A 25118-nucleotide genomic window follows, 5' to 3' on the forward strand; every position below is an offset into this window, starting at 1 on the left:
GCCTGTGCGGCTTTTGCAGCGCCCCTTGAATCAGCCCCCAGGCAGGAAAGCGGAGGCAGGATGCTACAGCAGTTGTTCGGTACCGAGCTCGCATTCCCGATCCGGGTCGCCGTGGCGCTCGGCGTCATAGCCGCCCTGCTCGGCGTGACGGTGGTGGTGATGCGACGCCTCGCGGCCCGCAGCCGGGCAGGCGGAGGCCGCAGCGGCCGGCCCGGCCCCCGTATCGCGGTGATCGACACCGTCACGCTGGACCAGCGCCGCAAGCTGGTCCTGGTCCGGCGCGACGATGTGGAACACCTCCTTCTCATCGGCGGCGGCAGCGACCTCGTGATCGAGCCGCAGATCGGTGCGCGCCCCGTGGAGGCCAGTGCCGGCTTCACCCCCGCCGCCATGGCGCCCGCGCGGGAAGCCCCCACCCCGCTGCAGCGAGCCGTCCCGCGCCAGCGCCTGCCCGCATCGGCCCCGTCGGCCCTTGCCGCGCCCGCAGAAGCTCCCGAAGCGACGGAAACCGCCGCAAGCCCCCCGGCCGCGGAGCCCACCCCCGCCGAGCCGCCACGCCGACTTCCCATCGGGCGCAAGCCGCTGCTGCGGGGCGACGGCACCATGTCGGTCGCCCGCGCACCGCAGCGCGTCGCCATTCCAGGCAAGCCGGCCGGTGAAGCCGAGGCCGCCGCCACGCCGGGCGTTGCCGCCCAGGCTTTGGCCGGGCCGCAGGTCGTCGCACCGGTTATCGCTCCCATGGTCCGCGATGCCGAGCCGGCGCGACGCGCCCCCGCGATCGAACCGAGGCCGGACACCCGTGCGGATGCCCGCCCCGACGCCCGCATCGAGCGGCCCCCGGAAGCGGCCCCGGGCGTGGCCCCGGCCGCCGAGGGCGTGTCCCTTGATGTGTCGGCGGCCGGCAACCGCCTCGACGTGATGGTGCAGCGGCTCGACGCCGCGCTGAAGGAACCAGCGTCGCCGCAGCTCAGCCTCGCCGACCTGCTCGGCGACGCGCCCGAGGGGCCGGCTGTGGAGGCGTCGGAGGGGACTGCGGGGCCCGATCAGGATCGACCTGGCCGGTTCACCATGCGCCCCCGCGCGGAACCGCGCATGGGAGTCGAGACGGCGCGCGGGCGCAGCGATTCCCTGCCCCGCTTCGAGCGCCCGGCGGTTGCCGGCCGCCCCGAAACCCCCATGCGGCCCCGCGAATTCGCCTTCCGCCCCAATCCCGAGGCCGAAAAGCGCGAGGATGAGGGAAGGCGCGAGCTTCCCGCCCCGCGCGATTCGGCCCCCCGGGATCCGGCGCCGCGTCCCGTCGAGCCGCAATCGCGGGAGCCGGTCGCCCGCGAACCGGTCCTGCGCGACCCCTCGCCCAAGGCGGCGGACAGCGCAGCCGATCTCCGCAAGACCTTCGATGTGACCCAGCGTCCGACGGTCGAGCTTCCGGCGCCCGAGCCGCGCGCCCCGGCGATGCGGGCGGACGATGCACCGGCCGTCCAGCCGGCGGCACCCGCGCCGCAAGCGGCGGTGGACCCGCTCGACGACTTCGATGCGGAAATGGCGAACCTGCTCGGCCGCAGCACCGCCCGCAACCGCTAGGGAGCGATCCGGGCAGAGTCAAACCCACCTGCTCGGGACATCGCCCTCTAACTCTTGGAAAGAGAACGCGTTTTCCTCACGCGAGGCGGCGGGAGCAGGACCGCAAGGGGTGAGACCCGACGCAGAAGGGGCCGGCGACGTTTCCCGTCGCCGGCCCCTTCTGCGTTTGCATTCCCAAGCGGAAGCCCGGTGCGCGGGTCAATCGTCGCGATAGACGCGCTCGCGCCGCTCGTGCCGCTCCTGCGCTTCCACCGAAAGGGTGGCGATCGGGCGGGCCTCCAGGCGCTTCAAGGAGATCGGCTCGCCCGTATCCTCGCAGTAGCCGTAGGTGCCATCCTCGATCCGCAGCAGTGCGGCGTCGATCTTGGCGATGAGCTTGCGCTGGCGGTCACGGGCCCGCAGCTCGATGGAGCGGTCGGTCTCGGACGATGCCCGATCGGCGAGATCGGGGTGGTTCTGGTTCTCGTCCTGAAGGTGCTGCAGCGTCTCGCGGGCCTCCTTCAGGATGTCCTCCTTCCAGCGCAACAGCTTCACGCGGAAATATTCGCGCTGCCTGTCGTTCATGAAGGGCTCGTCCTCGCGGGGCCGATAGTCCTCGTCGATATGGATCGACATCAGCAAGGTCCTCAATATGCGTCGCTGAACCTCTGGCGCGAGGCGACCGGGCCGCATCTCGCGATGCCGTCCGCTGCGCCCTGCCCCGTCAACGAACTGGAGCATTCCCCCGCCGATCCGACCGGCGGAGCCGAACCCCGGCCAGGAAGACACTCCCACGTCGCCGCGCTTATATCGGCGCCGCAGGTTCTCGACAACCGCTTCGCTGGCGCCGCATCGAGCGCTCCCTCCGCTTCGATCCGGGGCTTGACGCGCAGGGCGCGGGTGCCGACCCTGCCGCAATGCGGTAAAGGCGGCGCGAGGGTGCGCTGCGGGAAGGCGAAATCGATGCGGTTCGAGGGTACGAAGAGCTATGTCGCCACGGACGACCTCAAGGTCGCGGTCAATGCCGCCATCGTCCTCGAGCGCCCGCTGCTGATAAAAGGCGAGCCGGGCACCGGCAAGACCGTGCTGGCACAGGAGGTGGCGGGCGCGCTCGGCGCCCCGCTGCTCGAATGGCACGTGAAGTCCACCACCAAGGCGCAGCAGGGCCTCTACGAGTACGACGCCGTGGCCCGGCTGCGTGACAGCCAGCTCGGCGACCCCAAGGTGCACGACATTGCCAATTATATCCGTCGCGGCAAGCTGTGGGCGGCGTTCCAGTCGGACGTGCGCCCGGTGCTGCTCATCGACGAGGTCGACAAGGCGGATATCGAATTCCCCAATGATCTCCTGCAGGAACTCGACCGCATGGAGTTCCACGTCTACGAGACCGGCGAGCAGGTGAAGGCGCAGCAGCGGCCCGTGGTGATCATCACCTCCAACAACGAGAAGGAGCTGCCCGACGCCTTCCTGCGCCGCTGCTTCTTCCACTACATCCGCTTCCCCGACGCCGACACCATGCGCGCCATCGTCGAGGTGCACTTCCCCGGCATCAAGCCCCGCCTCGTCTCGGAGGCGCTGCGCCTCTTCTACGACCTGCGCGAGATCCCCGGCCTCAAGAAGAAGCCCTCCACCTCCGAGCTCATCGACTGGCTGAAGCTGCTGCTGGCCGAGGACATGGACGCCGAGATGCTGCGCGAGAAGGACGTGCGCAAGGCGATTCCGCCTCTGGCCGGGGCCCTGCTCAAGAACGAGCAGGACGTGCATCTGTTCGAGCGCCTCGCCTTCCTCGCCCGGCGCGAGCAGCGGTGAGCGGCGGGGTTGGCCATGGACGGCACCGCGCTCCTCGTCACGCTGCTGGTGGTGGGGGCGCCTTTGGCGCTGTTCTTCGCCATGCGCCGGCACCCCGCCCTCCCGCCGAAGGCGTCGCAGCCCAAGCCGCGTGAGCGCACGCCGCCCGGCGATTTCGGCATGGCGCGGGAAGCCTCGGAGCCCGCGCCGGCACGGACCGAAGGCGATGCCACCTCTTCCGCCGTTGCATCCGGCGCGGCGGCGGCAGCAGCAGGCGGTGCGTTCATCCTCGCCGCGGGGGCGCGGCATCACGCATCGGAAGGTGGCCGGGAGTCACCGCAGGCGGAAGCCGATGGCCCGGACGGCGGCGGCGGCGCGCACGGCGGCGGGGAAGGCGACGGCGACCTCTAGGGTCTTGTCGCGCGGCGGCGGAACCGGCGCGCACGGCGGGGCGACCAAGGGACTGCCAAGGAACTGCGACCAAGGGACTTTCGCGGCGGGGCTCTGCTCGGCAGACGGTTCCCGGCCGCCCGCGGGGCACCATGTTCCCATCGGCGGGGTTTCTATCGGCGGGCGGCGGCAGGGCCCCTGCGCCGCCCGCGATGGATCACCACCATGCCTTGCCGATGTTGAAGGTGTAGCTGAGCGAGACACCGGCCATGAACTGGTTGGCGTCCGACGTGAGCGGCGAGGAGGCCGCATCGCCCAGCAAGCGACCATAGGTGCCGTAGACGCCGGCCTCGAAGCCGTTGCGGAAATTGTAGGTGAGCTGCGCGGTGGCGCCGACGAGGTCGAAGCCCGCGCCGGCATTGTAGACGGGCAGCGGATTGCCCCAGGCATTGGCCACGAACGCCTGTTGCGGGGTGATGCCGAAATAGGTCTCCATATAGCCCGAGCCGCCATAGGTGAGGCGCGGGCCGACGGCGAAGCGCCACTGGCCGTAGGGCACGATCACGTCGGCGCCGATCAGGCCCCGGATGCCCTCGAAGCCGCCCACCCCATAGCGCAGCTCGGCCCGGGTGCGGAACCAGTCGGTGATGTACCACTCGGCAAAGCCGCCCGCCTCCACCGCGACGCCTACATCGCCGAGCCCGGTGAGACGGAAGGCGTCGTCCTCGCTGCGGCCCCAGTCGAGCCGGCCCACGGCGCCGATGCGAAACGTGCCGGTATCGAAGAGGGCGATGGACGGATTGTCGTCCACGCTCCGGAAGACATTGAGCTGGCTCGCCTTGCGGATGGAGAAGATGAGCCCCGGGCGGAACGAGTAATTGTCCGCGCCCGGATAGCTGGGCTCCGCCTGGCCGGAAGCGCCGAGGGTCAGGTACCAGTCCTCGTTCGCCGAAGGCGCCACAGGCTGGGCCGGAGGCGGCGAGAACAGCTCGGCCGCCTGCGCCGAAACAAGGCCACCGGCGGTGAACGCCGCAGCGAGCAGAACGTGACGCAACTTACCCGACCGGACCATGAGCCAACCCCTGAACGAACCGCGGCCATCCTGGAGCCGAGCCGTTTGCAATTCTTGAACGGACGAGCCGGCATGCCGCATCCGCTCCAACAGACCAAGGAGAGGGTTAACGCCTTGTCCGGTCAAGGCCTTGCGGACGATTACCGGCGGACCGTTGCAAAACCATCACGGCTCTTGCGGCGACGCCGGCGCATCCCGCCGGCCCCGGCGGTACCGCGACCACAGCAGCGCCGCGCAGACGCCGATCAGGGCGCCGGCGAGGCCGTACCAGGTTAGGGCATATTCGAGGTGCCTATTGGGGAAGGCGATCCGCGTGCCGCCGCCTTCCGGCAGGCCGCCCGGCACCGGGGTGGCGTCGGCATCGAGGATGAGCGGCGCGGCCCCGCAACGCCGCGCGCCGCTGCGATGCCGGCCGGATCCATCCGGTAGAAGGCATTGCGGGCCGGATCGTTGGCCGGCACGAACCAGCTCGCGTCCTCCGGCAGCCGCAGGAGCCCCGTCACCACCACCTCGCCACCCACCTGTCCGGCGACCCGCGTTGCCGGGTCCTTGCGGTCGAGGGGCACGAAGCCGCGATTGACGAGAATGGGCGGGCCATCGGAGCGGATCAGCGGCGTCACCACCAGGAAGCCCTGCCCCTTCAGCGGGCCGGTCGCATCCTCGCCGCGCACGGTGAACACCAGGGTCTCGCGCGCATGGTCGAAGACGCCACGAGCGGTGATGCGCCGGTATTCGTCCGCCTCGGACGAAAGGGCCGGCCAGGTCGCAGGCGGCGGCACGGGCATGGGCGGCGCATGGATGCGCGCCTCGACGCGGGCGAGCAGCGCCTCCTTCCAGGCGAGACGCTCGAGCTGCCAGGTGCCGAGGCCGAGGAGGACGGCAAAGGCCGCGACGGCGGCCACGGCGGGCAGCAGAAGACCGCGTCGCCCCGCCGCTGCGCCGTTTGCACCCGCGCCGCTGGTCACGGGGCGGGGGTGTCGAGCCGCCCTTCGGAGGCCCTGTTGCGATATTGCAGCGCCACCATCACGCCCTTGAACGGCCGCAGCAGGCCGAGGGTGACGACGAGCACGGCCGGGATCCAGAGGAGCGCGTGCACCCACAATGGCGGCTCGAACGTCACCTCCACCCAGAAGGCGAGCGCCACCACGATGAAGCCGGCGAGAAGAATGACGAACACGGCAGGCCCGTCGCCCGAATCCGCGAAGCCGTAATCGAGGCCGCAGGACGTGCACGCGGGGGCAAGATCCAGGAACCCCTTGAACAGCGGTCCCCGCCCGCAGCGCGGGCAGCGGCAGGCAAGACCCGCCGACCAGGGGGAGATGGGCGCGTGATAGGGTTCCATTCAACTGGCTCCTTCAGGCGCCGCCGCCCCGGGAAGGGAAATGAGGCCGCCCTGAAAAGGGAACGGGCGGGACGGTTCCCCGCCCCGCCCGTTCCGTGATGTCCTCAGTGGCCGCCGCCGTGGCCCGCCGCCGCCCATACATAGACGAAGGTGAACAGGAACAGCCACACCACGTCCACGAAGTGCCAGTACCAGGCCGCCGCCTCGAAGCCGAAATGCTTCTGCGGGGTGAAGTCGCCCAGATACGTGCGCAGCAGGCACACGGCGAGGAAGATGGTGCCCACGATCACATGGAAGCCGTGGAAGCCGGTGGCCATGAAGAAGGTGGCGCCGTAGATGTTGCCGGCGAAGGCGAAGTGCGCGTGCAGGTACTCATAGGCCTGGCACATGGAGAACAGCACGCCGAGGATCACCGTGCACCACAGGCCCCACTTCAGCCCCTCCCGGTCGCCGTGCACGAGGGCGTGGTGCGCCCAGGTCACCGTGGTGCCGGAGGTGAGCAGGATGAGCGTGTTCAGCAGCGGCAGGTGCCACGGGTCGAGCGGCTCGATCCCCTTGGGCGGCCACATGCCGCCGGTGAAGTCGAGGCGGGCATAGTTGATGGCCTCGCCGGTGAACAGCGACGCGTCGAAGAAGGCCCAGAACCAGGCGACGAAGAACATCACCTCCGAGGCGATGAACAGAATGACACCGTAGCGCAGGCCCAGCACCACCACCCGGGTATGAAAGCCGGCGCGGCTCTCGCGGATCACGTCCCGCCACCAGCCGAACATGGTGTAGAGCACGCCGAGGAAGCCCAACAACATGATGAGCGAGGTGCCGCCGTGCATCCACACCACCGCACCGGAGGTGAGGATGAGCGCGGCGACGGAGCCGATGATCGGCCAGGGGCTCGGATCGACGACGTGGTAATCGTGCTGCTTGACGTGTGCCTCGGCCATCTGGACGGCCTCCCCTTCCCAGTCTCGTCAGGGACCCTGCCGCCCCGCCATGCGGGGCGATGGGGTCCCGGTTCACGTTGCGCGGCGCGAACGCCGCTTCAAGATCAAACGCGCTCCGGCCGGTGCCGGGGGCGTCAGTTGGCCCGCACCACCGGCTTGTCCGCCGCCTTCTCCAGCGCCGCCCGCTCGGAGGGCGCCTTGGCCGGGAAGAAGGTGTAGGACAGCGTGATGGTGGACAGCGTCTTCAGGTCCGGATCCTTCTCGATGGCCGGATCCACGTAGAACACCACGGGCATGTCCATGGTCTCGCCCGGGGCCAGCACCTGCTCGTCGAAGCAGAAACACTGCATCTTCACGAAATAGGCCCCAGCCTGAGGCGGGGAGACATTGTAGGTGGCATTGCCGTGGGTCTCGGCGGACGCGCGGTTCTTCGCCGTGAAGTGGGCAAGGCTGGTCGCGCCGACCTTCACCGTCATCTCGCGCTGCGACGGCGCGAAGGCCCACGGCAGGCCGGGTGCCACGTTGGCATCGAAGCTGATGGTCATCTCACGCTCGATGGAGCTCGCCGGCGCCGCCTGGCCCACGCGGGTGGATCCGCCGAAGCCGGTGAGCGAGCAGAACATGGCGTAGAGCGGCACCGAGGCGTAGGTGACGCCGGCCATGGCGGCGATGAACGCGACGCACGCCCACGCCACCGCCAGATGGCGGCGTCCGGTGGCGCGCTGCGGCACCCGCTCCTCTTTCGCGTCCGTCATGGCCCAGTCCTCGACACTCTTCCTGCCCCGTCCCCGTTTTGTCCCTCGCCACCCTGCCCGGCATCCCGCCCTAGAGCGGGCGGTTGAGCACGTTCGGACCAAGCTTGACGATGGTCACCACGTAGAACAACAGCGCCAGAAAACCGAGAACGGAGGCGATCGCGATGTTCCGCGCCCGCCGCCGCCGCAACTGTTCCGGCGTGAGCACCACGCCCTCCTCCTCCGGAGGACGCGGCTTCGTCTCCTTCGCGCTCATCGGAAGAGGCCGCCGATCAGGGCCTCGCCGAGGAGCGTCGCAAACAACGCAAACAGGTAAAGGATGGAAAAGCCGAACAAGCCCTTCGCCGCCTTTACCGCCGCCTCGCCCTCGCGCCGGCGATAGACGCGCACGGCGAGCGCCAGCATGCCGGCACCGGCGATCAGCGCCACCGCGCCATAAGCGGGACCCGCATAGCCAAGGAACGTCGGGCTCGCCGCCAGGGGCACCAGGAACAGCGTGTAGAGCAGGATCTGCAGCCGCGTCTCGTCGGGGCCGGCGGTCACCGGCAGCATGGGCACCCCCGCCCGCGCATAATCATCAGCGCGGTAGAGGGCCAGCGCCCAGAAATGCGGCGGCGTCCAGAAGAAGATGATGGCGACCAGGAGCACCGGCTCGAGGGACACCTGTCCCGAGGCGGCGGCCCAGGCCACCAGCGGCGGGAAGGCGCCCGCGGCGCCGCCGATGACGATGTTCTGCGGCGTCGAGCGCTTCAGCCACATGGTGTAGATCACCACGTAGAAAACGATGGTGAAGGCGAGCAGCGCGCCCGCGAGCACGTTCACCAGCAGGCCCAGCACCACCACCGAGAAGGCGGAAAGGGTGAGGCCGAAGGCGAGCGCCTCCTGGGCCGAGACACGTCCCGAGGGCACCGGGCGGTTGCGGGTGCGCGACATGATCGCGTCGATGTCCGCGTCCCACCACATGTTGAGGGCGCCGGCCGCGCCTGCCCCCACGGCGATGCACAGGAGGGCGGTGAACGCAAGAATGGGGTGGATGTCGCCGGGCGCGCGCACCAGCCCCACCAGCGCGGTGAAGATCACCAGCGACATGACGCGCGGCTTCAGCAGCTCGAAATAGTCCCGGGGCGACGCCAGCCCTTCGCCCGCCGTCGCCGCGAGGGCGAAGGGCTCGCAATTGCTCAGGCTCGCCTGCTCGTCACGCATTCCACTGCTCCCTTTCCCCTAGGCACCGTTGGGCCGAAGGCCCGGACGTGCCGCGCGGACATGGCGCGCGGGGAGAAACTCCAGGCCTCGGGAACCCTGCGGCACCAAAGGAGGCTTTGTGCCCTCCCCTGCCGCACGGCCCCGCGGGGCGGCACGCGAATTCACCACACCGGAGGTGCCGCAGGGGAGCCGACTGGGACCCATCCGCGACACCCGCCGCACCTCACTTGATGCGCGGCAGCACCTCGAACTGGTGGTAGGGCGGCGGCGAGGGCAACGTCCATTCCAGCGTGGTCGCGCCGGGACCCCAGGGATTGTCGCCGGCCTTCTCCTTGCGGATGAAGGCGAGGGCCGTGCCGGTGAGGAAGATCAGCACCGCCACGCCCGAGATGTACGAGCCGATGGAGGAGACGAAGTTCCAGCCGGCGAAAGCATCCGGATAGTCCGCATAGCGGCGCGGCATGCCGGCGAGGCCGAGGAAATGCTGCGGGAAGAAGATCAGGTTCACGCCGATGAAGGTGACCCAGAAATGCAGCTTGCCCCAGAATTCCGGGATCATGTAGCCGAACATCTTCGGGAACCAGTAGTACCAGCCCGCGAAGATGGCGAACACGGCGCCGAGCGAGAGCACGTAGTGGAAGTGCGCCACCACGTAGTAGGTGTCGTGCAGCGAACGGTCGATGCCGGCGTTCGACAGCACCACGCCCGTCACGCCGCCCACGGTGAACAGGAAGATGAAGCCGATGGCCCACAGCATGGGCGTGCGGAACTGGATGGAGCCGCCCCACATGGTGGCGATCCAGGAGAAGATCTTCACCCCCGTGGGCACGGCGATGATCATGGTCGCGGCCACGAAGTAGGACTGCGTGCCGGACGACAGGCCCACCGTGTACATGTGATGCGCCCACACCACGAAACCCACCACGCCGATGGCGACCATGGCGTAGGCCATGCCCAGATAGCCGAACACCGGCTTGCGGGAGAAGGTGGACACGATGTGGGAGATGAGGCCGAACCCGGGAAGGATGAGGATGTAGACCTCGGGGTGGCCGAAGAACCAGAACAGATGCTGGAACAGGATCGGGTCGCCGCCGCCGGCCGGGTCGAAGAAGGTGGTACCGAAGTTGCGGTCGGTGAGCAGCATGGTGATGGCGCCGGCCAGAACCGGCAGCGACAACAGCAGCAGGAAGCCGGTGATCAGCTGCGACCAGGCGAACAGCGGCATCTTGTGCAGCGTCATGCCCGGGGCGCGCATGTTGAAGATGGTGGTGATCAGGTTGATGGCGCCGAGCAGCGAGGACGCGCCGGCGATGTGCAGCGAGAAGATCAAAAGGTCCATGGCCGGGCCGGGATGGCCGAGCTTGGACGAAAGCGGGGGATAGATGGTCCACCCGCCGCCGAATCCGTTGGTGCCCGGCGCGCCCTCCACGAACAGGGAGGAGATGGCGAGGATGAAGGCCGGGGGCAGCAGCCAGAAGGCGATGTTGTTGATGCGCGGGAACGCCGTGTCCGGCGCGCCGATCATCAGCGGGGCGAAATAGTTGCCGTAGCCGCCGATGAGCGCGGGCATCACCATGAAGAAGATCATGATGAGGCCGTGGCCGGTGGTGAACACGTTGAAGGCCTGCGGATCCTTGAAGATCTGGAGACCGGGTTCCTGCAGCTCCATGCGGATGGCGATGGACAGCGCGCCGCCCACGATCCCCGCCACGATGGCGAAGAGCAGGTACATGACCCCGATGTCCTTGTGGTTGGTCGAGAAGACCCACCTCTTCCAGCCTGTGGGGATGTGCGGGTCGGCGTGATCGTCGCTATGGGTGCCTGCGTAGCTGGCCATGGCCGATATCCTTAGCTCCCGGCGGGGGCCGCAGCCGCCCTGTCCGTCTTCTTCTTGTCTTCGGCGTCGCACCGGCTGGCCCGGCGCGCCGCACTGGATTCCTCGTCAGGCGTCGCGCCGCCGGGCGGCGGGCGCGATCGACGTCAGCGCGCAGCGCCGGCGTCCGCCACCTTCACCCCGCTCTCGTCGTCGATGGCGGAGAACTTGGACTTGGCCTGAGCGACCCAGGCGGCGAAGTCGGCCTCGCTCACCGCGCGCACCGCGATCGGCATGAAGGCATGGTCGCGCCCGCAGAGCTCCGAGCACTGGCCGTAATAGACGCCCTCGCGGGTGATCTTGAACCAGCTCTCGTTGAGTCGTCCCGGGTTCGCGTCGATCTTCACGCCGAAGGACGGCACCGCGAACGAGTGGATCACATCCGCCGAAGTCACCTGGATGCGGACGATCTTGTTCACCGGCACCACCACCTCGTTGTCGACGGCGAGGAGGCGCGGCTGGCCGGCCTTCAGGTCCTTCTCCGCCACGAGATAGGAATCGAAGCCGAAGCCACCATTGTCCGGGTACTCGTAGGACCAGTACCACTGGTGGCCCGTCACCTTCACCGTGATATCCGGCTTCGGAATGTTCAGCTCGAGATGCAGCAGGCGGAAGGACGGAATGGCAATGAGCACCAGGATCATGACCGGGACCACGGTCCACGCCACCTCGATCATGGTGTTGTGGCTGGTCTTGGAGGGCACCGGATTGCTGCGCTCGTTGAACCGCACCGCCACGATGACAAGCAGCACCAGCACGAACAGCACGATTGCGGTGATGATCCCGAGCAGCAGGTAGTTGAAATCGTGGATCTTCTCCATCACCGGCGTCGCAGCGCCCTGGAGGTTGATCTGCCAGGGGCTTGGCTCCCCCGTTCCAGCAAAAGCAGCGCTCGCGAACACCGCCGCAAAGGCGGTCCCGATGAAAACAGCGAGGGCGCGAAGGAGCGAATTCATCGTCTTGGACTCTCCCTGATCCGGCTGATCGCCCGCCGGATGATCGTCTACCGGAAGACCGTCTGCCGAAGCCTGTTCCGGCCGGCATGCCGGCGGTGGACCGGAACGCGCAGCCGCAACGGTGCCGCTGACGCACGCGAGTCCGCCGCAAATACCGGCAGCCTTTTTCCCTAGAATTCATCAAACACAATTGGTCGCGCCTTGCAATCGCCCGCCATTCGCCCCGGATGCGACATTAAGTCGAAGACCCATGCGAGGCCCCCGGCCAGGCGTTTGGCGATGCCACGCGAGACCGCACCGCACCTGGATTCCGGGCGGGATTTGGGGGCCCTCGCACTCCCGCTCCGGGCGTATCCCGCTACGGCACACAGGACAAAATGGCGCGTGCGTGCCGGGCATCGCGGCGGGCTGACCGGGGCTGTGGAAGACTCGCCCCGCCGGGCGACGTATGGTCAAGGCGCGCGGCTTTTGCCGGCCGCCGCATTGTTGACAGGAAGGCTTGGGCATTAAGGCATTGGTTCACTAAATCAGATAAGGCAGGAGCCACCCGACGTGCCGGGTGGATGCCGGAGTTGCCGATGCTCTTGACGTTCCCTGCTGGCTTTTCGTCCCTGCGCCGCCGCGCCCTCGCGGCCCTGGTCCGCAGCCGGGCGCGAGCTGCCGCTCCCCCCCGCGGGACCACCTATGGTGTGCTCGTCGCGGCGCTCCTCGCCGCGTTCACGGCGATCTCCCCTGCCGCCGCGCAGGGGGTGGTCAAGTCGGTCCACGGCGAGTGGCAGATCCGCTGCGATACCCCTCCCGGCGCCCAGAACGAGCAGTGCGTGCTGCTCCAGTCGGTGAAGGCGGAAGACCGGCCGAACGTGGGCCTCACCGTCCTCGCCCTCAAGACCGCCGACCAGAAGAGCCGCCTGCTGCGCGTCCTGGCCCCCCTCGGCGTGATCCTGCCCAAGGGCGTGCGCCTGGTGGTGGACGGGCAGGAGGTGACGCCGGCGCCGGCGCCCTTCGTGCGCTGTCTGCCCAACGGCTGCATCGCCGAGCAGGAGATCAGCGACGCCATGCTGAACCGCCTGAAGACCGGGCGCAGCGCGGTGTTCATCTTCTTCGAAACCGAGGAGGAGGGAATCGGCATGCCCCTCAGCCTCGAGGGCTTCGGCGCAGGTTTCGATTCGCTGCGCTGATCCCGCCGCGCCGGCGGCATGCTTTGGACATGCTTGGCACGCACAAGGCGAAGCGTGAGCACGACAGGGGGGCAGGGAGAGGCGCATGCACGGGGATGAACACGCGCTCTTCGGTGCTGCCCTCGCCTTTCTCTGCGCCGCGGTGATCTCCGTACCCGTCGCCAAGCGCCTCGGCTTCTCACCCGTCGTCGGCTACCTTCTGGTCGGTATCGCCATCGGTCCGGTGGGCTTCAACGTCGCCAATCCGGGGACCGTCTCCACCATCGCCGAACTCGGCGTGGTGATGCTGCTGTTCCTGATCGGGCTGGAGCTGAAGCCGTCGCATCTCCTGTCCATGAGCCACTACATCTTCGGGCTCGGGACCGCGCAGCTGGCGCTCACGGCGCTCGCCTTCGCGCTTTTGGCCTATTTCGGCCTCGGCTTCGGGGCCGCGGCGGCGGTGGTGAGCGGCCTCGCCCTTTCGGTGTCGGGCACGGCGATCGCCCTTCAGCTCCTCGGCGAGCGCGGCGAGCTGTCCACGCCCTACGGCCAGCGTACCTTCTCCATCCTCCTGTTCCAGGACATCGCGGTGGTGCCGCTGCTCGCGCTCGTGCCGCTGCTCGCCCCCGGCGGCGAGGCGGAGCTGGCGCGCGACCCCAAGGCGACGCTGATGCAGGCGGGCCTCGCGGTGGCGGCCATCGCGGTGATCGTGGTGTCGGGACGCTATCTGCTCAACCCCCTGTTCCGGGTGCTCGCCCGCTCCGGCGCCCGCGAGGCCATGACGGCCGCGGCCCTCATGGTGGTGCTGGGGGCGGCCGGCCTCATGGAGGCGGCGGGCATGTCGGCGGCGCTCGGCGCCTTCCTCGCCGGCCTGCTGCTGTCGGAAAGCACCTTCCGCCACGAGCTCGAAGCCAATGTGGATGCCTTCCGCGGCCTGCTGCTCGCCGTGTTCTTCATGAGCATCGGCATGTCGCTCAACATCCAGGTGGTGCTCGACCACGTGCCCAGCCTGCTGGTGGGCACGCTGGTGGTGGTGGTTGTGAAGAGCGTGGTCGTCTATCTCGTGTTCCGCGCCGACAACATCGCAACCACCGATTCGCTGCGCGCATCGGTGACGCTGATGTCGGCCGGCGAGTTCGCCTTCGTGCTGTTCCCGCTCGGCCTCGACACCGGCATCCTCAAGACCCAGCAGGCCGACCTTCTCATCGCGCTCGCCGCGCTGACCATGATTCTCGGCCCCCTGCTGTTCGCAGGCCTCACCCGGCTGCTGCCGCGCCTGACGCCGGCCAGGGCCGAGCCGCCGGCCGACGACTTCACCGATGCCGACGGCTCGGTGCTCGTCATCGGCTTTGGCCGCTTCGGGCAGATCGTCTCCCAGTGCCTGCTCGCGCAGGATGTGAGCGTCACGATCATCGACAAGGACGTGGAGATGATCCAGAGCGCCGGCCGCTTCGGCGTGCACATCTATTATGGCGACGGCACGCGCCTTGACGTGCTCCGCGCGGCGGGGGCGGAGACGGTGGAGGTCATCTGCGTCTGCGTGGACAACAAGGAGGACGCCAACCGCATCGTGGAGATCGTGCGCGCCGCCATGCCCCACGCGCGGCTTTATGTGCGCAGCTTCGATCGCGTGCATTCCATGGAGCTCCTGCGGCTGGGCGTCGACTACGAGCTGCGCGAGACGCTGGAATCGGCCCTTGCTTTCGGCGAGCAGACGCTGACCGCGCTCGGCGTATCGGCCGCCGTCGCCGCCGAACAGGTGGCCGACGTGCGCCAGCGCGACCGGGCACGGCTGGAGCGCCAGCTGGAGGAAGGCATTTTCGCCGGCGCCGGCGAAGACGCCTGGCGTGGCCGCAAGGTGGAGCCGGAACCGCTGACCACCCCGGAGAAGCCCGCACGCCCGCTCAACCCGGAAGCACAGGACATCCTGCGGCACGAGACCGAATTCTCCGGCTGACGCCCGCGCCCCGTCCGGGCCTCATCTGCCCGACTTGACCCTGGCCATGGCGGTGAACCCGCATCCCGCCACAAAAACAGGGCCTGCGCCCTGCCGTTTGCCGGGCCCACGGGTCGGCATGCGCTCTAAACCGCTTCCATTTTTGTGATTTCGGCGGGACGATGGCGTAAGATTCCCGGCATGGCTCTCCGCATGTGCGCGACGAGAGGGGGGTCGGGACGTGGCGGCGTGCGGCCAGATTGCGTAATCTGATCGAACGCGACTCCGATGGGGTGCGTGGATGGATCAGTTCGTGGAAATGCTGCGGGCGGCGCAGGGCGGCCAGGCGATCGAGAACATCGCCCGGATGTACGGCCTTTCCGGCCAGCAGGCCCAGATGCTGACGGAAGCGGTGATGCCCGCCTTTGCCGAGGCGTTCAAGCAGGCGTCCCAGTCGCCCGAGGCCCTCGCCTCCCTCATGGCGCTCATGACCAGCGGGCCCTACGGCGCGTTCTACAGTCAGGCGGCCGCGCCGGCCGAACTGAGCCGGGCCGGCACCGCCGCGCTCGACACCGTGTTCGGCTCGTCCGAGGTGAGCCGGGCGGTAGCCGCCCAGGCCGCCGCCTCCACCGGCCTCGGCATCGCCATGGTGCGGCAGACCATGCCGACCCTCGCCACCCTGGTGGTCGGCGGCCTCGCCAAGTCGCTGGCCGCCTCCGGCGCCATCCAGACCATGCTCGCCGCCATGCTGAGCCGGATGCCGGGCCAGACCGAGCAGCGCGTCGCGCCGATCTCCAGCGGCAATCCCTGGATCGACGCCTTCCTCGCCTTCACCAGCACGGCGGTGGAGACGGCACCCCGCCCCGCCCCGTCCACCGGCAATCCCTGGGCCGACGCCTATGCGCAGATGATGTTCCAGCGCGCCGCCCCGCCGCCTGCCCCCGCCCCGGCGCGCACGCCGACGAATGCCTGGCAGGATGTGGTGAACGCCATGGCCACCACCATGACGCAGGCCGGCATGCCCGCCACCAAGGCGCCGCCGCCGGAGCCGCCGCCCCCGCCATTGCTGCCATTCCAGCAATTCTTCGCCCAGCTGTTCGCGCAAGGCTTCCCGCCCGCCTTTCCCGGCGTCGCGACGGAAGGGGCACGGCCCACCTATTCCGTGCCCGAATTCTGGATGGACATGATGAAGGCGGGCACGCCCCGGGACGTGCAGGAAGCGGAAACGCTGCCGCCGGAAAAACCGCGGCTGGTCAAGCCCATGGGCGATACAAAGGATGCCCCGCGCGGCAGCGGCAAGCCGCCCGCTTCCGGGCGCGAGGGGCGCTAGAACGCGGTCCCCACCGCGGGCTCACCGCCTGTCCGGGTGGTGAGATGATGCGGACCCGATTCCCCACGGACACCTGTCACGCGCGCACCTGTCACGCGTCTACCTGATCACGCGTGAACGCCATCCACCGGTCCAGAACGGAAAACGACCCGCGCCGGTTGCGGACGGCGCGGGTCGAGGCACGGCGGAGTCGAGGGGCGCTTCCGCCGGATCAGAATGCGTTGAGGCTCAGGCCCCGATGCGCGTGCGGTCCCACGCCGCCAGACGGGCAGCAGTCCGACGCTCGGTGGCGCGCAGCACCAGCATCCGGGTGGGGTCGCGGGTCAGCGGCGTGGCCGCAGCATCGCGCAGGTCGGAGCGGGTCAGGCCGATGTCGCGCAGCATGTGGTCGTCGCAGGAGGCGAGTTGCGACAGCACGCTTCGACGCTCGATCGCGCGCCCAACGGCGCCCGCGGCTTTCACGCCACGGCCCACCACCCCGACGAAAGCGAGGCAGAGGCTGGCCACCATCTCGCCCACGGGGGCGACGACGATCCTGCGGGTTTCACCATGGACGCTCATGTTCATCTCCATCACCCGGTCGGCTCCGCGCGGTCTCCTTTCTGAGTCCTGGGGGCTTCTCCAGCCACCCGATTTCGCGGTGCGTCGCTTCGGTGTCCTTCTTTTGAGCGCGATGGATAAATCACGCTAGCGAATGTTTTTCATCTCTCGTATCATAATGTGTGATGAATAAGGCGGGGCCTGCGCATGACAGCCATGCTCGATCCGGACCAATTGCGAACCTTTGTCGCCATTGCCGAGACCGGCAGTTTCACCCGTGCGGCCGAGGTGGTGCACAAGACACAGTCGGCCGTTTCCATGCAGATGAAGCGGCTGGAGGAGCGCGTCGGCCGGCCCGTCTTCGTGCGTGACGGACGGGCCTCGCGCCTCACCGAGGATGGCGAGCGGCTGCTGGATTTCGCCCGGCGCATCGTGAAGCTGAACATGGAGGCGGTGTCGAGCTTCGTCGAGGCCGCCCTGTCCGGGCGGGTCTGCCTCGGCGTGCCGGACGACTATGCCGACCGCTACCTGCCGGACATCATGGCCCGCTTCTCACGCACCCACCCATCGGTGGAGCTCACCGTGATCTGCGAGCCGTCGACGGAACTGGTCCAGCACATCGCCGCCGGCACCATCGACCTCGCCATCATCACGGCAACGGAGATCACCTCGCGCAACGCCCATGTCATCCGGCGCGAACGCCTGATGTGGGTGGCCTCGGCGCGCCATGCGGTGCATCTGGAAACACCGGTGCCGCTGGCCCTCGGCCGGCCCACCTGCCAGTGGCGCGACCTGGCGGTCACGCGCCTCGCCGGGGCGGGCCGGGGCCATCGCGTGCTCTATACCAGCCCCAATTCGGGCGCGGTCGCGGCCGCTGTGCTCGCCGGCCTGGCGGTTTCGGTGCTTCCGGAATCGGCGCTCAGGCCCGGCATGCGCGTGCTCGGGCCCTCGGATGGCTATCCGCCCTTGCCCCCCTGCGACATCGGGCTCCTGCGCAACCGGCACGAGCCCTCGGTGCTTGCCGACGCGCTGGCCCAACACATCGTGCAGGGCCTCGACAACCTCACCGAACTCGACGCCGCGCAGTAACCCGGCCGGAGCCGCCTTCAGTAATAGGAGGCGATCTTCTCCACCTCGGCCTTCGAGCCGAACACCAGCGGGATGCGCTGGTGGATGTGGTGCGGGGTGATGTCGAGGATGCGTGTGGTGCCGTCGGTCGCGCCGCCGTTCGCCTGCTCCACCAGGAAGGCGACGGGGTTGGCCTCGTAGATCAGCCGCAGGCGCCCGTTCTCGTAGCCCTTGCGCTTGTCGCCCGGGTACACGTAGACGCCGCCCCGTGTGAAGATGCGGAAGGCGTCGGCCACCATGGAGCCGACCCAGCGCATGTTGAAGTCCTTGCCCCGCGGGCCCTCCTTGCCGGCGAGGCAGTCCTCCACGTAGCGGCGCATGGGCGCGTGCCACTGGCGCGCGTTGGACTGGTTGACACCGTATTCCTTGGTCTCGACCGGGATCTCCACCGCCGCGCGGGCGAGCACAAAGTCACCGCTCCGCCGGTCGTGCACGAACACCTGGGTGCCCTCGCCGAAGGTGGCGACGAGGATGGTCGCCGGCCCATAGGCGAGGAAGCCGGCCGCCACCTGGTTCACGCCCGGCCGCATCACCGCCGAAACCGGATCCGCATGCACCGCCGGGTCGTAGGGCAGGATGGAATAGATGGTGCCTACCGAAACGTTGGTATCGATGTTGGATGAGCCGTCGAGCGGGTCAACCGCCACCACGAGGCGTCCCCGCGGGTTCAGCGGGATCAGTTCCTCGCTTTCCTCGGAGGCGAGAAAAGCCGCCGGCGTGGGCAGAAGGGCGGCGCGGATGCGCTCTTCGGCCACCACGTCGAGCTCCTTCTGGGCGTCGCCGCCGGCATTGGGATCGGTGCCGCGGATACGGGCGAGGCCCTCCTCCAGCGGTCCGCGGGCGACCAGTTCGGCGATGCCGATGCCGGCCTCGGCGATGGCGGTCACGGTCTCGGCGACGGCCTTGCGGGCCGCATCGCTGCCGGCCCAGGTCCCCAGGTAGGTCTGAAGGGTCACCAACTCGCTCACCGCGCGCTCCCGTGCTCGTCTGGCGGACGCCCCCGCCGGCCGCCCTTATGGCGCAATGGGGCCGGCCGGGTAAAGCCGCGCGGGGTCGCAGAGGGGAGGTCAGCGGCTGCGGATGATCTCGATGCCCACGTCGCCGAACACGCCGGTCACCGGCGCGCCCGGCTTGTGCACCACCACGCGCACCCGCTCGACGATCTCAAAATGATCGAGCAGGCGCGTGGCGATGCGCTCGGCCAGGGTCTCGATGAGATGGACCGGGTCGTCGGTGACCACCGCTGCCACCTGCTCGTAGATCCCCTGGTAGGAGACGGTGAGCGCCTCGTCGTCCGCCCAGGCGGCGGGGCGGGTGTCGAACCAGCAGTCCACGTCCACGATGAAGCGCTGGCCGAGCTCGCGTTCGGCATCATAGACGCCATGCCGGGCATAGAACGGCAAGGCGCGCAGGAAGAGCCGATCGGTTTCGTGGGGGCGTGCGCGCTCGGCGGCGCGGCTCTCCTCCCCCGCTTCGGCGAGGGCTGTGGGATCGTCGGCTGTCATCTCGTCCTCTCGCGGCAGCAGGTCAGCATGCCGGTCGCCCGCTCCGGATGGCCCGCTTCCTATTGGTTTCGGCAGCAGCTTTCAACGTATCTTCACGTCCACCGGCGTCGGCCGCGGCAGATGCGGCACGCTCGGCGGCACGCCTTCGCGAATGAGTTCTGGGATGAAGGCGGCGGGATTGACGCCCAGGGATGCGTGAAGCCCCGCATAGGACACCGTGACGCGCGGATTGATCTCGGTCACGAGCGGCCCCTGCGGCGTCAGGATCACGTCGATGCAGACGATGCCGGAGAGGCCGGGAAACGCCTCCACCACGCGACGTGCCAGAGCGGCGAGGCGCCCGTCCTCGTCCGGAAGGCCGCCGACCGTCACCCCCTCGAAGCCGAAGACCCCCACGATGTGGGTCACCTGCAGGCGGTTCACGCAGAGCAGGGTCGCGCCATCGGGCCGGGCCAGCACGGAAAGGCTCGCCTGGGTGCCGTGAACGTAGGGCTGCACCACGAGCCCGGCGGTGCGCGGCAGGGCGGCGCGGCCGGGCCAGGCCCGCGCGACACCCCAGCCGGAGCCGTCCTCCGGTTTGGTCACGAGGTCGCCGTCGAGGCCGGCGGGCAGCGCGTCGATGGGAAAGGCCGGCACATGCGGGATCCCATGCTCGGCGAGGCGACGCACCATCGTCAGCTTGTTCGCCACCGCCGAGATGGCGGCCGGCGTGCTGGCGATGAGCCGGGCGCTGCCCTCGTTCATCAGCCGGACCATGCGGCCGAGCAGGCCGCCCGTCTCCGGGGCGATGGGCCAGACCACATCCGCGTCCTGGGCGAGGCTCGACCAGCAGATCCAGGGATCCTCGCCCTTGCGCACCGGTACGGCATCCTGGTTCGGAGCGGGCAGGCGGTCGTCGTAGGCCAGGACAAGGCTGATGCCCGGGAGTTCCTCGAGGTCGGCGATCACGGCGTCGCGGATCAAGGTCCCCTCCGACAGCGGCCCGTCCGGCAGGGGCTTGTCGCGCATCCCGCCGGATGTCACGTACTCGCAGATGAAGACACGCATGGGGCTCCTCGGGGGCAGCGGTGACGGTACGGTAAATGCAGCTTATCCCGGTCATCGATCTGAAGGGAGGGTGTGTGGTGCACGCCCGTCGCGGCGCGCGCGAGGCCTACCGCCCCATCGAGACACCGCTCGCCGGCTCCTCGGCCCCCCTCGACGTGGTGGCCGGGCTCCTTGCGCTCGCACCGTTTCGGACCCTCTACGTGGCCGACCTCGACGCCATCACCGGCGTGGGGGACCACGCCATGCAGGTGGACGCGCTGCGCCGGGCATTTCCACAGCTTGAGCTCTGGGTGGACGCCGGGGAGTCCGGCGCCGAGCAGGTCCGGCAGCGCGCGCGGGATGGACGCGGCATCAGCGTGATCGGCTCCGAATCGCTGCCGGACGGCGCGGCCGTCCGGGCCGCGCTCGCCGCGCGCCCCGTGGTCCTCTCCCTCGATTCCGATGCCGCCGGCCGGCGTGGCCCGCGCACCGTGCATGAGGTTGCCGGGCTCTGGCCGGAGCGCGTCATCGTCATGACCCTCGCCCGTGTGGGGTCCGGGGAAGGCCCCGACCTCGCCACCTTCCGCGCGGTGGCGGAGCGCGCGCGATGCCTTGTGACGCCCCCAGCCCTGTTCGCCGCCGGCGGCGTCCGCGGGGCGCAGGACCTTGCCGCGCTGGCGCAGGAGGGGGCCGCCGGGGTTCTGGTGGCAAGCGCCCTGCATGACGGTCGGCTCGACGCCGTGACCGCACGCCAGTGGGCGTGACGCGGTCCCGAATAATTTTCGCGATTCGCTGCGAAGCCCTTGCCGCAGCGCAACAGACACGAATAGGATGCAGAACCTTACCGTTACACGCGGAATTTAGTCGCGACAGCGCTTACCTGGGCGGGGGGCGAAACGATGACATTCTTGCACAGCTCGGTCGGCCGGTTCGTCCTCACCCTATGCTGCTGCGGCCTGGCATTTCCCGCGTCGGCGGGATCCTTCAACACGCCGCCGGCCGCAGGTCCCCAGCAGGTTTCGGGCACCGACCAAGGTACGATCGCCTCCGGCTCGACGCTCGATGGCGGCGCCTCCCCCGCCATCGAGTGGAACGGTCCTGCGACGGGCGTGCTCATTTCCAATCTCGGGACGATCACGTCCGATGAGAGCGCGATCGCCTCGACGAGCGCTGCCACCGGCACATTCCGGGTGGAAAACGGCGGGCGCATCACTTCGCCCGACGATGCCATTCGCATAAACGGCACGTTCAACAGCGCCGAAGACAGAGTGACCATCGAGAACCGCGGCACGATCAGCTCCGTGAACGGCCAGGCTTTCGATGCCGAAGGCGCCCACGAGCTCGGTGTCACTATCGAGAATTACGGGCTCATAACATCGCAGCAGTCGGACGCGATCCGCGCAGGCGAGGGCGCGATCATCCAGAACCGGGGAACCATCGAGGCGTATGCGAATGGCAAGAGCGCCATCTTGATCGATGGCACACCCGCCGGCGATCTCTTCCGCGGCTCCAGTGTGTATAACGGGTTCGGGAATCAGATCAATTCATCCGGTGACGCGTTCAAGGTCATCGACGCTCCCACCAGCACCGCCGTGTACGGCATTTCTATCGTGAATGGCGGAGTGATCTCTGCGAGCGGCGGCGGCAACGCCATCGATCTCGGGGAACTCCACTCGCCCAATCGCTATTCCACGTCAATCCGCAACGGCTACAGCGGCCTCATCGGGGCAAGAGACAACGATGCGATCGTGGGAGTGGACGGGCTGGTCATTACAAACAATGGCCGGATCTACGCGAACTATAACTCCGGCTCGCCGGACACCCACGATGTCGCGGCCATCGAGATCGACGGCGGCACCGTCGGCAGGCCGGCCACGATCACGGTCATCAATGTCCGTGAGGACGGCGACACTATCCCCGAAATTAGCGCAATCATCTCCGGAGCCAATGACGGCATCAGGGCGCTGGGCGCCGACGACACGGTCATCGTCGAGAATCGCGGCCTGATCAGGGGTCTCAACGGTGCGGGCATCCGCTCGAACGGCAATGCGGTCGTGGTGAACTACGAGAACATCCAGGGACACAACGATGCCGGCGTGAGCGCGCGGAACGCCACCATCACCAATCGCTCGAACATCACCGGCAGGACCGATCCCGGCGCCGCGGCCGGCGACGGTGACGGCGTGAAGATCTTCCAGATGGGAACGATCGACAATTACGGCTCCATAGTGGGCCTCGGTTCCACCGGCAACACCAGCGAAGGCGTCAACATCGGCGGCGGCAGCGTGGTCAACCGCCAAAGCGCGGTGATCAGCGGCGCCAACAACGGCATCGTGGGCGACGACGGCATGGGTGGCGATGCCTATGCCGCGCTCTCCATCAGCAACATGGGCGCCATCCGGGGGCTCGACGGCGTCGGCATTCGCTATGTCAATTCCGGGGCCGATCCGACGAAGAACCTGACCGTCATCAATCGTAGCGTCATCTCCGGCACCACCTATGCCGTCCAGATGGGCAACGGCGGCGATCTATTCGTCGCCGCAGGGCGGGTCGAGGGCATCGTGGATGCGGAGGGGGGATACGACACACTGCAGATCGCCCTGGATGCGTCCCCCGCCAACTTCGAGATGGGCTTGGTCGGAGACGCCGCCACCTACCGCAACTTCGAGCGCATCACGACCGCAGCCCGGTCCCTCAGCCTGTTCGGCACCTCGACCTTCGGCGGCGAGGTGGTGATGGACCAGGGGCATCTCGAGCTCCGCAACGCCGTGCTGACCAACGCCACCCTGTCCATTTCCGGAAGCGCCACGACCGCCGGCCTGCTCACCGGCGCGGGCACGATGGGCGCCCTCAACACCTCCGGGCGCACCATCCTCTCCCCGGGCATCGTGAATGCTCCGACGCCCGGCCAGAACACCACCTACGGCACATTCACCGTCGTCAACGACGCCCATATCGGCGGCATCTACCGGGTGGATGTCGACACCGCCACCGGCGCGTCCGACCACATCGTCGTGGGTGGCACCACCACCATCGCGGCGGACAGCGTTGTCCAGGCGCGGGGAGGCCCGTTCACATGGGGCCAGCGCTTCACCATCCTCTCCTCGGATGGCGGGATCGACGGCTCCTTCAGCCGGCTGGCGGTGGACAATCCCGGCCAGTACGCCGGTTTCCTCTTCGTCGCGCCCATGCTCACCCAGGACGAGAACAACGTGTATCTCGGGCTCGGGCGGAACGGCGTCGCCTTCTCGTCCTACGCTTTCACGCTCAACCAGATCTCCGTGGCCAGCGCGCTCGAGCGCATCGGCGCGGGCGGCAAGGCCGACACCTCCGCGCTCTACGCCGCCTTCGTCACGCAGACGGTCGCGGATCGCCCCGCCCTGGCCCTCGCGCAGCTCTCGGGCGATGTCCACGCCACGCTGCCGGGCGTCATCGCCGGCGAGAACATGCTGGTGAACGACATCCTGCTCTCGCGCCTGCGCCAGCTCGGCTACCAGAGGAGCGGGGCTTCGGCGGCGCTCGGCTTCGGCGGCCCGGCGGCCCTGTCCTATGCAGATCCCGCCGCTCCGGCCTCGGGCGCCTTCACGGGGCTCAAGGCGCCCGCCGCCGGGCCGGTCTATGCGATCTGGGCGCAGAGCTTCGGCCAATGGCTCGATGCCGGCGGCGACGGCAATGCCACCCCCGCCGAGACCACCGTCGCCGGCATGCTCATCGGCACGGACGTGACCCTGGCCAACTACAGCTTCGGCCTGGCGGCCGGCTATTCCTCCGCCTCCACCAGCGCGGATCCGGCCTCGGCGAACAGCGAGACCTGGCGCATCGCCGCCTATGGCGCGACGAGCTTCGATGCGCTGAGGCTGCGCGCCGGCGCCACCTATGGCTGGAGCAGCATCGACACCAGCCGCTTCGTGGCGCTCACCGGGGAGAGCCCCCGCGCGAGCTATAGCGGCACGGCCGGCAATCTCTTCGCCGAGGCAGGCTACGGATGGACGTTCGGCCCCGTCGCGCTGGAGCCGTTCGCTGCCATCGGCTGGACCAGCGTCGATCTCGGCAGCTTCTTCGAGACCAACGCGCCGGTCGCGGGGCTCGCCTCCACCGGCACGTCGTTCGACACGCTCTATTCGACCCTCGGCATGCGCTTCGCCTCCAGCATCGCCCTCGGCGGCGGCGTGACCGCGACGCCCCACGCCTCCGCCGGCTGGCGCCACGCCTTCGGCGACGTGACGCCCGAAGCGGTCCTCACCTTCGTGAATACCGGCACCGCCTTCGGCGTCGACGGCCTCGCCGTCGCCGAGGACAGCCTGGTGGTGGCGGCCGGGCTGGACCTCGCTTTCGGCCGGGGCGTCACCGTCGGCCTCTCCTACGAGGGCATGACCGGCGACGGCACCAGCTACAACGCCGGCAAGGCCAGCCTGGCCATGCGCTTCTGAGGCCCTTTGCTTCTAACGCCGAGCGCTTCCGAGGCCATGCGCATCCACGGATCACCGGAGCGCCGGAAGCGAGGCCGTCCCGCGCGTCCCCTGCCCTCCCTTGACCTTCCCAGGAAAAAAACGTTCGATCGTTTCCTGAATGCGCGACCGCCAGGCAGTGGCGGTGCCGCAGAAGCCGCCCGAGAG

The 25118-nt window shown here is 68.8% G+C and carries 22 protein-coding genes and 1 pseudogene; 9 read left to right on the forward strand and 14 right to left on the reverse strand.

The window, feature by feature from the left end:
- Window positions 1–60: 60 nt before the first annotated feature.
- Window positions 61–1581 (forward strand): flagellar biosynthetic protein FliO, encoded by a 1521-nt coding sequence (locus EZH22_RS23890; RefSeq protein ID WP_203192875.1) that lies wholly within the window; start codon window positions 61–63, stop codon window positions 1579–1581.
- A 198-nt stretch (window positions 1582–1779) separates the two neighbouring features.
- On the opposite strand, the gene dksA is transcribed toward EZH22_RS23890, so the two are convergent.
- Window positions 1780–2196: an RNA polymerase-binding protein DksA gene (gene dksA, locus EZH22_RS23895; protein WP_203192876.1), complete on the reverse strand. Its 417-nt coding sequence runs from the start codon at window positions 2194–2196 to the stop codon at window positions 1780–1782.
- A 327-nt stretch (window positions 2197–2523) separates the two neighbouring features.
- On the opposite strand from dksA, the gene EZH22_RS23900 reads away from it, so the two are divergent.
- Window positions 2524–3369 (forward strand): AAA family ATPase, encoded by an 846-nt coding sequence (locus tag EZH22_RS23900; RefSeq protein ID WP_203192877.1) that lies wholly within the window; start codon window positions 2524–2526, stop codon window positions 3367–3369.
- A gap of 15 nt (window positions 3370–3384) precedes the next feature.
- On the forward strand, window positions 3385–3759 hold the full coding sequence (locus EZH22_RS23905; protein ID WP_203192878.1) for a hypothetical protein: 375 nt from the start codon (window positions 3385–3387) through the stop codon (window positions 3757–3759).
- Window positions 3760–3955: 196 nt separating this feature from the next.
- On the opposite strand, the gene EZH22_RS23910 is transcribed toward EZH22_RS23905, so the two are convergent.
- The 9 genes and pseudogenes from EZH22_RS23910 to coxB all read right to left on the reverse strand — a co-directional run bounded on the left by EZH22_RS23910 (window position 3956) and on the right by coxB (window position 11880).
- Window positions 3956–4810: a MipA/OmpV family protein gene (locus tag EZH22_RS23910; protein WP_203192879.1), complete on the reverse strand. Its 855-nt coding sequence runs from the start codon at window positions 4808–4810 to the stop codon at window positions 3956–3958.
- A 165-nt stretch (window positions 4811–4975) separates the two neighbouring features.
- A pseudogene (locus EZH22_RS23915) lies at window positions 4976–5724 on the reverse strand (SURF1 family protein).
- A 47-nt stretch (window positions 5725–5771) separates the two neighbouring features.
- Window positions 5772–6152 carry a DUF983 domain-containing protein gene (locus EZH22_RS23920; protein ID WP_203192880.1) on the reverse strand — a complete coding sequence of 127 codons (381 nt, stop codon included), beginning with the start codon at window positions 6150–6152 and terminating at the stop codon, window positions 5772–5774.
- Window positions 6153–6256: 104 nt separating this feature from the next.
- On the reverse strand, window positions 6257–7093 hold the full coding sequence (locus EZH22_RS23925) for a cytochrome c oxidase subunit 3 (protein ID WP_203192881.1): 837 nt from the start codon (window positions 7091–7093) through the stop codon (window positions 6257–6259).
- Between the two features lie 134 nt (window positions 7094–7227).
- On the reverse strand, window positions 7228–7848 hold the full coding sequence (locus EZH22_RS23930) for a cytochrome c oxidase assembly protein (RefSeq protein ID WP_203192882.1): 621 nt from the start codon (window positions 7846–7848) through the stop codon (window positions 7228–7230).
- Between the two features lie 70 nt (window positions 7849–7918).
- Window positions 7919–8104, reverse strand: coding sequence for a hypothetical protein (locus EZH22_RS23935; RefSeq protein ID WP_203192883.1), 186 nt, complete (start codon window positions 8102–8104; stop codon window positions 7919–7921).
- Window positions 8101–9051 (reverse strand): heme o synthase, encoded by a 951-nt coding sequence (gene cyoE, locus EZH22_RS23940; protein ID WP_203192884.1) that lies wholly within the window; start codon window positions 9049–9051, stop codon window positions 8101–8103. The genes EZH22_RS23935 and cyoE overlap by 4 nt, the downstream gene beginning before the upstream one ends.
- Window positions 9052–9274: 223 nt before the next feature.
- Window positions 9275–10888, reverse strand: coding sequence for a cytochrome c oxidase subunit I (ctaD, locus tag EZH22_RS23945; protein ID WP_203192885.1), 1614 nt, complete (start codon window positions 10886–10888; stop codon window positions 9275–9277).
- A gap of 143 nt (window positions 10889–11031) precedes the next feature.
- Window positions 11032–11880, reverse strand: coding sequence for a cytochrome c oxidase subunit II (gene coxB / locus EZH22_RS23950; RefSeq protein WP_203192886.1), 849 nt, complete (start codon window positions 11878–11880; stop codon window positions 11032–11034).
- Between the two features lie 578 nt (window positions 11881–12458).
- Here coxB and EZH22_RS23955 point away from each other — a divergent pair.
- From EZH22_RS23955 to EZH22_RS23965, 3 genes are all read left to right on the forward strand, one after another.
- Complete coding sequence (locus tag EZH22_RS23955; protein ID WP_203192887.1) at window positions 12459–13058, forward strand: invasion associated locus B family protein; 600 nt, start codon at window positions 12459–12461, stop codon at window positions 13056–13058.
- A gap of 85 nt (window positions 13059–13143) precedes the next feature.
- Window positions 13144–14994 (forward strand): monovalent cation:proton antiporter-2 (CPA2) family protein, encoded by a 1851-nt coding sequence (locus EZH22_RS23960; protein WP_203192888.1) that lies wholly within the window; start codon window positions 13144–13146, stop codon window positions 14992–14994.
- A gap of 280 nt (window positions 14995–15274) precedes the next feature.
- A complete protein-coding gene (locus tag EZH22_RS23965) occupies window positions 15275–16303 on the forward strand; it encodes a DUF937 domain-containing protein (protein ID WP_203192889.1) in 1029 nt (342 codons plus the stop codon).
- 228 nt (window positions 16304–16531) lie between these two features.
- On the opposite strand, the gene EZH22_RS23970 is transcribed toward EZH22_RS23965, so the two are convergent.
- On the reverse strand, window positions 16532–16864 hold the full coding sequence (locus EZH22_RS23970; protein ID WP_231711124.1) for a DUF1127 domain-containing protein: 333 nt from the start codon (window positions 16862–16864) through the stop codon (window positions 16532–16534).
- A 186-nt stretch (window positions 16865–17050) separates the two neighbouring features.
- Here EZH22_RS23970 and EZH22_RS23975 point away from each other — a divergent pair, with 186 nt between their 5' ends.
- Entirely contained in the window at window positions 17051–17932 is an 882-nt protein-coding gene (locus EZH22_RS23975; RefSeq protein WP_203192890.1) for a LysR substrate-binding domain-containing protein, read from the forward strand.
- Window positions 17933–17949: 17 nt separating this feature from the next.
- Here EZH22_RS23975 and EZH22_RS23980 read toward each other — a convergent pair whose 3' ends face one another.
- The 3 genes from EZH22_RS23980 to EZH22_RS23990 all read right to left on the reverse strand — a co-directional run bounded on the left by EZH22_RS23980 (window position 17950) and on the right by EZH22_RS23990 (window position 20523).
- Window positions 17950–18939 (reverse strand): class 1 fructose-bisphosphatase, encoded by a 990-nt coding sequence (locus tag EZH22_RS23980; protein ID WP_203192891.1) that lies wholly within the window; start codon window positions 18937–18939, stop codon window positions 17950–17952.
- A 99-nt stretch (window positions 18940–19038) separates the two neighbouring features.
- Window positions 19039–19476, reverse strand: coding sequence for a dihydroneopterin aldolase (gene folB / locus EZH22_RS23985; protein WP_203192892.1), 438 nt, complete (start codon window positions 19474–19476; stop codon window positions 19039–19041).
- 81 nt (window positions 19477–19557) lie between these two features.
- On the reverse strand, window positions 19558–20523 hold the full coding sequence (locus EZH22_RS23990; RefSeq protein WP_203192893.1) for an ATP-grasp domain-containing protein: 966 nt from the start codon (window positions 20521–20523) through the stop codon (window positions 19558–19560).
- 77 nt (window positions 20524–20600) lie between these two features.
- Here EZH22_RS23990 and EZH22_RS23995 point away from each other — a divergent pair, with 77 nt between their 5' ends.
- Window positions 20601–21266 carry a HisA/HisF-related TIM barrel protein gene (locus tag EZH22_RS23995; RefSeq protein WP_333473624.1) on the forward strand — a complete coding sequence of 222 codons (666 nt, stop codon included), beginning with the start codon at window positions 20601–20603 and terminating at the stop codon, window positions 21264–21266.
- Window positions 21267–21401: 135 nt separating this feature from the next.
- A complete protein-coding gene (locus EZH22_RS24000; protein WP_203192895.1) occupies window positions 21402–24932 on the forward strand; it encodes an autotransporter outer membrane beta-barrel domain-containing protein in 3531 nt (1176 codons plus the stop codon).
- Window positions 24933–25118: the final 186 nt, after the last annotated feature.

This window comes from Xanthobacter dioxanivorans (assembly GCF_016807805.1).
GTDB classification, from domain to species: Bacteria; Pseudomonadota; Alphaproteobacteria; order Rhizobiales; family Xanthobacteraceae; genus Xanthobacter; species Xanthobacter dioxanivorans.

Excerpts from the sequence above, each read along its gene's own strand:
- EZH22_RS23890 (WP_203192875.1), top strand. The coding sequence starts at position 61 with ATGCTACAGCAGTTGTTCGGTACCGAGCTCGCATTCCCGATCCGGGTC.
- dksA (WP_203192876.1), bottom strand. The coding sequence starts at position 2,196 with ATGTCGATCCATATCGACGAGGACTATCGGCCCCGCGAGGACGAGCCC.
- EZH22_RS23900 (WP_203192877.1), top strand. The coding sequence starts at position 2,524 with ATGCGGTTCGAGGGTACGAAGAGCTATGTCGCCACGGACGACCTCAAG.
- EZH22_RS23905 (WP_203192878.1), top strand. The coding sequence starts at position 3,385 with ATGGACGGCACCGCGCTCCTCGTCACGCTGCTGGTGGTGGGGGCGCCT.
- EZH22_RS23910 (WP_203192879.1), bottom strand. The coding sequence starts at position 4,810 with ATGGTCCGGTCGGGTAAGTTGCGTCACGTTCTGCTCGCTGCGGCGTTC.
- EZH22_RS23920 (WP_203192880.1), bottom strand. The coding sequence starts at position 6,152 with ATGGAACCCTATCACGCGCCCATCTCCCCCTGGTCGGCGGGTCTTGCC.
- EZH22_RS23925 (WP_203192881.1), bottom strand. The coding sequence starts at position 7,093 with ATGGCCGAGGCACACGTCAAGCAGCACGATTACCACGTCGTCGATCCG.
- EZH22_RS23930 (WP_203192882.1), bottom strand. The coding sequence starts at position 7,848 with ATGACGGACGCGAAAGAGGAGCGGGTGCCGCAGCGCGCCACCGGACGC.
- EZH22_RS23935 (WP_203192883.1), bottom strand. The coding sequence starts at position 8,104 with ATGAGCGCGAAGGAGACGAAGCCGCGTCCTCCGGAGGAGGAGGGCGTG.
- cyoE (WP_203192884.1), bottom strand. The coding sequence starts at position 9,051 with ATGCGTGACGAGCAGGCGAGCCTGAGCAATTGCGAGCCCTTCGCCCTC.
- ctaD (WP_203192885.1), bottom strand. The coding sequence starts at position 10,888 with ATGGCCAGCTACGCAGGCACCCATAGCGACGATCACGCCGACCCGCAC.
- coxB (WP_203192886.1), bottom strand. The coding sequence starts at position 11,880 with ATGAATTCGCTCCTTCGCGCCCTCGCTGTTTTCATCGGGACCGCCTTT.
- EZH22_RS23955 (WP_203192887.1), top strand. The coding sequence starts at position 12,459 with ATGCTCTTGACGTTCCCTGCTGGCTTTTCGTCCCTGCGCCGCCGCGCC.
- EZH22_RS23960 (WP_203192888.1), top strand. The coding sequence starts at position 13,144 with ATGCACGGGGATGAACACGCGCTCTTCGGTGCTGCCCTCGCCTTTCTC.
- EZH22_RS23965 (WP_203192889.1), top strand. The coding sequence starts at position 15,275 with ATGGATCAGTTCGTGGAAATGCTGCGGGCGGCGCAGGGCGGCCAGGCG.
- EZH22_RS23970 (WP_231711124.1), bottom strand. The coding sequence starts at position 16,864 with ATGAGCGTCCATGGTGAAACCCGCAGGATCGTCGTCGCCCCCGTGGGC.
- EZH22_RS23975 (WP_203192890.1), top strand. The coding sequence starts at position 17,051 with ATGACAGCCATGCTCGATCCGGACCAATTGCGAACCTTTGTCGCCATT.
- folB (WP_203192892.1), bottom strand. The coding sequence starts at position 19,476 with ATGACAGCCGACGATCCCACAGCCCTCGCCGAAGCGGGGGAGGAGAGC.
- EZH22_RS23990 (WP_203192893.1), bottom strand. The coding sequence starts at position 20,523 with ATGCGTGTCTTCATCTGCGAGTACGTGACATCCGGCGGGATGCGCGAC.
- EZH22_RS24000 (WP_203192895.1), top strand. The coding sequence starts at position 21,402 with ATGACATTCTTGCACAGCTCGGTCGGCCGGTTCGTCCTCACCCTATGC.